This is a genomic window from Streptomyces sp. CNQ085, assembly GCF_022614595.1.
Taxonomy (GTDB): domain Bacteria; phylum Actinomycetota; class Actinomycetes; order Streptomycetales; family Streptomycetaceae; genus Streptomyces.
In genome coordinates this window covers 1-7,216 of record NZ_JAJFAU010000195.1, presented here as the reverse complement: position 1 = coordinate 7,216, position 7,216 = coordinate 1, and the positions used below count along the sequence as shown (strand labels likewise).

The 7,216-nt window shown below is 75.7% G+C and carries 7 protein-coding genes and 1 pseudogene; 3 read left to right on the top strand and 5 right to left on the bottom strand.

Going from position 1 to position 7,216, the window contains the following annotated elements; genetic code table 11:
* A pseudogene (locus LJ221_RS22380) lies at positions 1-238 on the top strand (hypothetical protein); the annotation flags it as partial.
* Between the two features lie 48 nt (positions 239-286).
* Here LJ221_RS22380 and LJ221_RS22375 read toward each other — a convergent pair.
* Positions 287-1,510, bottom strand: coding sequence for a beta-ketoacyl-[acyl-carrier-protein] synthase family protein (locus tag LJ221_RS22375; protein ID WP_241718523.1), 1,224 nt, complete (start codon positions 1,508-1,510; stop codon positions 287-289).
* Positions 1,507-1,761, bottom strand: coding sequence for an acyl carrier protein (locus LJ221_RS22370; protein WP_241718522.1), 255 nt, complete (start codon positions 1,759-1,761; stop codon positions 1,507-1,509). Before LJ221_RS22370 ends, LJ221_RS22375 begins: the two co-directional genes overlap by 4 nt.
* A gap of 357 nt (positions 1,762-2,118) precedes the next feature.
* On the opposite strand from LJ221_RS22370, the gene LJ221_RS22365 reads away from it, so the two are divergent.
* Both LJ221_RS22365 and LJ221_RS22360 read left to right on the top strand, forming a co-directional pair.
* On the top strand, positions 2,119-2,829 hold the full coding sequence (locus tag LJ221_RS22365) for an SUMF1/EgtB/PvdO family nonheme iron enzyme (RefSeq protein WP_241718521.1): 711 nt from the start codon (positions 2,119-2,121) through the stop codon (positions 2,827-2,829).
* A 139-nt stretch (positions 2,830-2,968) separates the two neighbouring features.
* Positions 2,969-3,340, top strand: coding sequence for a signal peptidase I (locus LJ221_RS22360; protein WP_241718520.1), 372 nt, complete (start codon positions 2,969-2,971; stop codon positions 3,338-3,340).
* Positions 3,341-3,397: 57 nt separating this feature from the next.
* On the opposite strand, the gene LJ221_RS22355 is transcribed toward LJ221_RS22360, so the two are convergent.
* The 3 genes from LJ221_RS22355 to LJ221_RS22345 all read right to left on the bottom strand — a co-directional run bounded on the left by LJ221_RS22355 (position 3,398) and on the right by LJ221_RS22345 (position 6,854).
* Complete coding sequence (locus LJ221_RS22355; protein WP_241718519.1) at positions 3,398-4,516, bottom strand: NADH:flavin oxidoreductase; 1,119 nt, start codon at positions 4,514-4,516, stop codon at positions 3,398-3,400.
* Positions 4,517-4,662: 146 nt separating this feature from the next.
* The gene (locus LJ221_RS22350; protein ID WP_241718518.1) at positions 4,663-5,523 is read right to left on the bottom strand and encodes a PP2C family protein-serine/threonine phosphatase; all 861 of its coding nucleotides are present in this window, start codon (positions 5,521-5,523) and stop codon (positions 4,663-4,665) included.
* Positions 5,524-5,546: 23 nt separating this feature from the next.
* Positions 5,547-6,854, bottom strand: a complete 1,308-nt coding sequence (locus tag LJ221_RS22345; protein ID WP_241718517.1) for a GAF domain-containing protein — start codon at positions 6,852-6,854, stop codon at positions 5,547-5,549.
* Positions 6,855-7,216 lie beyond the last annotated feature (362 nt).

Here is a 7,216-nt window from a genome sequence, read left to right as displayed (position 1 = left end):
GCCCACCGCCGTCCCGCTCCCCCTCCCGGTGGCGTACGCCGCCGCCCGGTGCGCCGAGGCGGCGGCGCGGGCACGGGGACGGCCGTCGGTGCTCTGCCGCGACAAGGTCCGCGAACTGGCCCGTCCCGCCTGGATCTGCGGCCACGAACGGGCCGCCCGCGACCTCGGCTTCGCCCCGGGGGCCGTCTGGCCCGCGGGCCTCGCCGACGCCCTGCGCCACGCGCCCGCGCCCATCTGACGCGGGTCCGGAACGCGGGCCGGAACGGAGAGCGGGAGCAGACCGGGCTCAGACGGCCCGCAGCACCACGGACACGTTGTGGCCGCCGAATCCGAAGGAGTTGCTGACGGCCACGCCGACACGCTGTTCGCGCACCGCCTTGGTCACCAGGTCGATGTCGAACTCCGGTGCGGGCGCGTCGGTGTTGGCTGTCGGCGGCACGGCGGACCGCTCGATACACAGGGCCGTGAGCACCGCCTCCACCGCGCCCGCGGCGCCCAGCGAGTGCCCCAGGACGCCCTTGGCCGAGGTCACACTCGGACCGTGGCCGAAGACCCTGGAGATCATGCTCGCCTCCGCCGCGTCGCCCAGCGGGGTCGAGGTGGCGTGCGCGTTGACGTGGTCGACGTCCCTCGGCTCCAGGCCCGCGTCCGCCAGCGCCGCGGTCACCGCCAGCTCCGCGAACCGGCCCTCGGGGTGCGGCGCGGTGGGGTGGAGCGCGTCGGTGCTGGTGCCGCAGCCGGCCAGCAGGGCGCGCGGACGTACGCCGCGCGCCCGCGCGTCCACCGCCCGCTCCAGCACCAGGACGGCCGCGGCCTCGGCCATCACGAACCCGTCACTGTCCGCCGCGAACGGCCGTGAGGCCGCCGCCGGGTCACCGGTGCGCGGCGACAGCGCCCCGGCCCGCTGGAACCCGGCCACCACCAGGGGAGTGACCGCGGCCTCCGTACCGCCCGCCAGGACGACGTCGCACAGACCGGTGGCCAGCCAGTCGCGCGCCACCGCCAGCGCGCTGGCCCCCGAGGCGCAGGCGGTGGAGACCGCCATACTCGGACCGCGCGCCCCCAGGGCGAGCGCTACCTCGCCGGCCGCCATGTTCGGCAGCAGCCTCGGGATGACCACCGGCGACACCGCCTCGGGGCCTTCCCGCCGCATCCGGCCGAACTCCGCCTCCCAGGTGGCGGCCCCGCCCAGACTGCACCCGACGGCCGTGCCCATCCGGGCGCCGTCCCAGGAGGACGGATCCAGCCGCGCGTCCCGCAGCGCCTCGTCGGCCGCCGCCAGCGCGATCCGCGTGAAGCGGTCCTGCCGCCACAACTGCCGCCGGCGCCCGCGGTCGGCGACCTCCGTCTCGGGGACGCGGCAGCTGAAGTCCACCGGCAGACCGGCCAGTTCACCGTCCCGGGAGGCCGTGGGCTCGGCGGCGCAGACCCGGCGCCAGGTCTCCTCCGCCCCGGCCCCGGCCGGGGTGACCGCCCCCAGGCCGGTCACCGCGATGTCGGGGCGGGTCACCGCGGAGCCGCCGCACCCGCGCCCCACGCGGCCTCGACCGCGTCGGCGATCTCCCCCAGCGTGGTGTCCAGGGTGATCTGGTCGTCCGCGAACGGCACACCGGTGCCCTCCCGCAGGGTCAGGGCGAACTCGACCCGCCCCAGCGAGTCCAGGTCGATCTCCTCCAGCGTGGCGCCGGGCGACAGCTCCTCCTCGCTGAACTGGAACTTGCCGACCAGGATGTCCGCAACGACGCCGTATGCCTTGCCCACCGGGCCTCCTCGCGCGCTCAACTCGGACCGGCCGGAACCGGCCCCCTTCCGCGCCCCATCCTTGTGGCTCGGCACGGCCGGACCGGGAGCGGAACGGCCCGGAAAGCGCATTTCACCCGTACGAGGCAGTGGGCCGCGCCCCCGCCGCACACGGGGACTCGGGCCCGGCCCCTCCGTGCGCCGGAGGGGCCGGCCCCGCGGTGCGCGACCGCGCTCGGCGGCGCGCTCGCGGTCGTTGGCGAGGTTACCGGGGGTTGTCGGAGTTGTTGGACGCACCCGTGAACGGCGGCCGAAACAGGGCGTACGGCGTCCGTTCGGGCACCGGCCCCGTCAATGCCTTGCTAGGCTCGCCCGCCCATGGACACCGACACCGGGGACGGGGCTCTGATCGCCGTCCCCCCAGGGCGGGTGACGCTGTCGGACCGCCGCACACAGCGCAGTTGGCCGGTCGACCTCGCGCCCTACCGGCTCGCGGCCTTCCCCGTCACCCGGGCCCGGTACGCGCGGGTCACCGGATCGCCGCCCGAGGCCGCGCACGGCGGCCGGCTGCCCGTCGAGGGCGTCTCCTGGCTGGACGCGGTCCGGTTCTGCAACGCCCTGTCCCTGCGCGAAGGGCTGGCTCCCGCCTACCGCCTCCCCCCGGACGGCGGCGACGCAGACGGGGCCGGGGGCGGGGACGGCACGGGCGTCGAGTGGGACGAGCGCGCCGACGGCTACCGGCTGCCGACCGAGGCCGAGTGGGAGCACGCCTGCCGTGCGGGCACGGCCGGCCCGCGCTACGGCCCCCTTGACGAGATCGCCTGGCACCGCGGCAACTCCGGCGAGCGCGTCCGCGCCGTGGGCGGCAGGCGGCCCAACGACTGGGGCCTGTACGACATGCTCGGCAACGTCTGGGAGTGGTGCTGGGACCGCTACGACCCCGCGGTCTACGGCGCCTACCGGGTACTGCGCGGCGGCGGGTGGTTCGACGAGCCCTGGAGCTGCCGGGCTTCTGTGCGCCGCCGCAGCCACCCGACCCTGCGGATCGACGACGTGGGCTTCCGCCTCGCCCGCTCCCTCCCGCGCTGATCCGCAGCGCGGGATGCGCGTGGTCACCCTCGGTCGGGAGACCTTCGAAGTATTACAAGCCGCTTGGCACACTTTTCCTGAAGGTACACAGAGTGGCGAGGAGCCGGCCCGTCCGGCGCGGGTGTTAGCGTCCGAGCACATGGACGACAACGTGTACACGGGCAGGGCCGAGCCGGACGCGGCGCTGGACCGGGGCTGGCTGCTGGGCCACTTCAAGGACGCGGGCGACCCGCGGCACAGCGGGGCGCTGGAGATCAAGTGGGGCGTCCACCCCCGTGGCGAGCGGCGGCGGCAGTGGGTGCGCGGCGAGGAGCGCGCCACCTTCCAGATCCTGATCGAGGGCCGTTTCCGCGTCGAGTTCCCCGGCCGCGCCGTCGTCCTGGCCGAGCGGGGCGACTACGTGGTGTGGGGCCGGGGTGTGGACCACTCCTGGGTCGCCGAGGAGGACTCGACGCTGCTGACGGTCCGCTGGCCCTCCGTCCCCGGCTACGCGCTGCCGCCCCGGCGGTGAGACCGGAAGCGCCACCGGGCCGCCGCCCGGCCCGCTCCCGGCCGCACCCCGCGGGTCTCAGTGGAGGACGGAGAGCCCGGCCGCGCCGAAGGGGCGCAGATCACCGAAACGGCCGGCCAGCACCTTCGCCGCCCACTCCGGGTCGCCGAGCAGGGAGCGGCCGACCGCCACGAGGTCGAACTCCTCGCGCTCCAGCCTCTCCAGCAGGGCGTCGATGTCCGTGAGGCCGCCGTCCGTTCCCTGGAACGCGGCGAAGAACTCGTTGTCCAGGCCGACCGAACCGACGGTGATGGTGGGGCGGCCGGTCAGCTTCTTCGCCCAGCCCGCCAGGTTGAGGTCGGAGCCCTCGAACTCCGGCTGCCAGTAGCGGCGCGTGGAGCAGTGGAAGACGTCCGCCCCCGCCTCGGCCAGCGGAGTGAGGACGGCCTCCAGCTCCTCGGGCGTCTCGGCGAGTCTGGCCCGGTAGTCGCCCACCTTCCACTGGGAGGTGCGGAAGCTGATCGGGAAGCCCGGGGAGACGGCCTCGCGGCAGGCCGCCACGATCTCCGCGGCGAAGCGGACGCGGGAGGCGAGGTCGCCGCCGTAGGCGTCGGTGCGCCGGTTGGTACGCGACCACAGGAACTGGTCGACCAGATAGCCGTGGGCACCGTGGATCTCGACGCCGTCGAAACCGCGGGCCTCGGCTGCGGCGGCTCCGGCGGCGAACGCGGCGATCACGTCGTCGATGTCGGAGCGTGTCATCGCACGGCCGGTCCCATCACCCTCCAGGGGAATGCCGGAAGGGCCCGTGCGCGGGGCGTCGGGGAACGGCGGGGCCCCGGCGTCGCGCACCATGCCCACGTGCCACAGCTGCGGCATGACCGCCCCGCCCGCGCCGTGGACCGCGTCGGCCACCTTTTCCCAGCCCGCGAGCGCGTCCTCGCCGTGGAAGCGGGGCACCCGGTCGCTGGTACCGGCCGAGGGGTGGTCGACGTAGGTGCCCTCGGTGATGATCAGGCCCACCTCGGCGGCGGCCCGGCGGGCGTAGTAATCGGCCACGTCCGGGCCGGGGACGCCGCCGGGCGAGAACTGGCGGGTCATCGGCGCCATCACGACGCGGTTGCGGAGGGTCAGGCCGCCCAGGGAGAAGGTGCGGCCGAGTGTGTTCCGGGCGCGCACGGACGGGCTGTCGGTCATGGGATCCGCCTTCGGTCGTCGGAGTGCCGCGCCCGGGTGCGGCGCGGCACGGTCCGTGCAACCGGTACCGCGTCCGATCGATTCCCCTGATCGGCAGAGGTTTCCGGACCTCCGCGGACAGGATCTGCCTACGAACGGCGGGGAGGTCAGTGGGCGGTTATGACCAGCGCCGCGCTGTCGTCCCCGCTGGGGGCCGCGTCGTCGGAGAAGCGGTCGACGGAGGCGACCACCTCGTCGAGGAGTTCCCGGGCGCCCGCGCCGTCGTCGCGGCCCGCGCGGGCGAGGGCCGCCGCCAGGCCCTCCTCGCCGAGGAACCGGCCGTCGGCCGAGCGGGTCTCGGTGAAGCCGTCGGTGGCCAGGAACAGGGTCTCCTCCGGCCGCAGGGTCAGCCGTGCCGTACGGACGGCCGGATCGGGGACGACGCCCAGCAGCATGCCCCCGGCCGTGACCTCCTCCACCCGTCGGCCGCCGCGCCGCACCAGGGGCGGAACGTGGCCGGCCCGGACGAGTTCGACCTCCAGCCCGTCCTCCCCCGGCGTCATCCGGCCGTAGACGAGGGTGACGAAGGCGCTGCCGTGCCGGACTCCCTCCAGCAGGGCGGTGTTGACCTCCGCGACCGTCCGGGCCGGGTCCTCGACGAGCCGGGCGACGGCGCGGGCGGTGTGGCGGACCAGTCCGGTGACGGTGGCCGCCGCCGCCCCGCGACCGCACACGTCGCCGATCATGAAGGCCCAGCGGCCGCCTCCCAGCGGGAAGACGTCGTAGAAGTCACCACCGATGTCCAGCCCCTCGCCGGCCGGCCGGTAGCAGGTGGCGACCTCGGCTCCGGGGACGGCGGGCGGCTCGGGCAGCAGCAGTCCGGCCTGGAGATCGCGGGCCAGCTCGACGCGCTCGGTGAACTGGCGCGCGTTGTGGGCGATGACGGCGGTGCGGCGGGCGAGCTCCTCGGCGAGGGCCACCGTGCGCTCCCGGAAGGGGTGGTCCCCGGTGAACAGCAGGGTCAGCACGGCGAAGGGGTCGCCGCGCCAGCTCAGCGGTACGCACCCGTAGCCGGTGACGCCCAGCTCCCGCCAGGGGCCCGGGGACGGCGGGCCACCTCCGTCGCCCCGCTCTCCAGCACCCGGGCGGCCATCTCGCCGTCCGGGCGGAGCCCGCTGCGCGCGGACTCCCGCGGCCACCGCCCGCCGCGGTCCCCGGCGGTGAACGCGGCGACCCTCCGCAGCCGTCCGCCCTCGAGTACGTCCACCGCGCTCATCGGCGCCAGCGCCGGCACGCTCAGCTCGGCCAGCCGGCGCAGGCTGTCGCCGAAGTCCAGGTCGCGGCCGATGCGGGTGCTGGCCTCCAGGACGAAGGCGAGGTCCTGCCGGGCGGCCCGCTCCTCGGCCTCGGCCCGCTCGCGGGCCCGCTTGATCTGGTGGCGCTCCACCGCCAGGGCGGCGGTACGGGCGACGGCGGCGGCCAGGGCCAGATCCGCCTCACGGGGCATGAGCGGGACCCGGTGGTACATCGCGAAGGTGCCCAGCAACCGTCCGTCCGTACCCGTGACCGGGGTGGACCAGCAGGCGGCCAGCCCTGCCCGAAGGGCCGGTTCGCGGAAGTCCTCCCAGTACGGGTGGGTGGCGATGTCGGCGGCGACGACCGTCTCGCGGCGGTGGGCGGCGGTACCGCACGAGCCGACGCCCTCGCCCACGGCGATGCCGTCGATGGCGCGGTTGTAGAAGTCCGGCAGGCTCGGCGCGGCGCCGTGGCGCAGGTGGCGGCCGTCGGCGTCGGCGAGGAGCACCGAGACCAGGACCCCGGGGTCGAGCTCCTCGATGGCGGCCGTCATGGCGCGCAGGACATCTCCTACGGGCGCGTCCAGGGCGATCTGCTCCAGCAGGGCGCGCTGCTCGGCGGCCAGCTGCCGGGCGTGCCGGACGGCGGTGGTGTCCACGCCCAGGGCGGTGACGCCGACCACCTGCCCGTCCGGCCCCCGGCGTGGTTCGTAGGCGAAGTCGTAGTACGCCTCGTTCATGGCGCCCGGCGGGCCCAGCAGGACCCTGGCGCCCCGGGCGGTGTAGGGGCGGCCGGTGCGGTGGACGCCGTCGAGCAGGTCCATGATCCCCTGCTCGGTGAGTTCGGGGGCGAACTCGGCCAGGGGGACGCCGGTGGCCTCCTCGCGGCCCAGGGCCCGGAAGAACGCGGGGTTGGCCGTCTCCACGACGTGGCGCGGACCCGACAGTTCGGCGAAGACGGCGTCGGAGGCGCGGAACAGACCGTGCGTCCCGTCGGCGGCGAGCGGGCCGGGCACCCCGTTCACCGGTGCCGCGGCGGTCGTACGCGTCGCCTGTGCCTCCATCGGCGTTCCCCACTTCACTGCGAGCCCCGGCCCACTCGCCGTCCCGGTCGGAGCCGGCCACCTCGAACGGGCGGTGATCCGATACTCCGGCACAGGGCACGGTAAGTCCAGCAAGTGCCGGACACCCTCGGCCACCTGCGCCGCGCGCCCGCACCCGTTCGGGCGGACCGGCGGATTCCCGCCCCTCCGCGGCGGGGGCTACGCGGCCCTGCCCCTGTCGTCCCGGTCCTCGTCGAGGATCTCGGCGTCCACCACGTCCTCGTCCGCGCCGCCGGCCTTCGCGCCGCCGCCGGCCTCGCCACCCGCGGCCTGCTGGCCCTGGGCGTCGGCGTACAGGGCCTGGCCCAGCTTCTGGCTGACGG